The sequence below is a fragment of the Novosphingobium sediminis genome (assembly GCF_007991615.1).
GTDB lineage: Bacteria > Pseudomonadota > Alphaproteobacteria > Sphingomonadales > Sphingomonadaceae > Novosphingobium > Novosphingobium sediminis.
This window is the reverse complement of sequence record NZ_BJYR01000060.1, coordinates 1-759: the sequence shown is the minus strand read 5'-3', so window position 1 is coordinate 759 and position 759 is coordinate 1. Positions and strand designations below refer to the sequence as shown.

At 61.7% G+C, this 759-nt stretch carries 1 pseudogene; it reads right to left on the bottom strand.

What is annotated here, in order from left to right:
• A pseudogene (locus tag NSE01_RS21610) lies at nt 1-704 on the bottom strand (tyrosine-type recombinase/integrase); the annotation flags it as partial.
• Nucleotides 705-759: the final 55 nt, after the last annotated feature.

Genomic DNA, 759 nt, shown 5'->3' with positions numbered 1-759 from the left:
GCGCCGCGGTGTTGCTTGAGCCATGCCAGATATGCCGCCATGTGCGGGTCGTCATCCGACACCAGTTCGACTGAAGGGATGACACCGCGGTCGCGCAAGAACTCGACGAAGTGCCGAGCGCCTCGCCGCCGCCGCTTCGCGCCCGAGGCAACAAGCTTGCCTCGCTTGCGCCAGACCGGACATCGACAATCATGCGCGCCGTACTGGTCGATGATCGTGTCATCGATATCGGCCCATTGTCGTCGCGCAATGCGAAGCCAGGCCGCGAAATGCTCGGCCTCGGATCGATAGGACTGGGCCGGTCCTTGCGCGAGTTGCAAGCGATCGATCCCATCGAAATAGTCGGCGAGGTGCCGTGGCAGATCGTCGATCCCGTCGTCGACACCGACGTAGCCTTGATCCTCCAGGAAGCGGACGAAGCGCCTGACTCGCGCTGCAATGTCCGCCTTATAGACTGGCTGCTGCGCCGAATACCGGTGGCAACGGCACCGATGCTTCTCGAACCGCCGAACGGTCCGATCGTCGATCGTGCGGATCGCGATCCCATGCAGTTCCATCCAATGCAGGAAATGACGGGCCGCAGCGCCAAACAGAATCGCACTGCCTGACCTCTCGTCGAGCGACAGAGAGGAGAGGAATGCGGTGAGTAGAGCGTCGTGACTGGGCGGGTCTTCGACCCGGAGCCGGGCCGCTCGAAACGACAATAATGATCTTGATCGCATGTTGGTTCCTTCGACTTGTTCAGGTCGAGGGAACCGT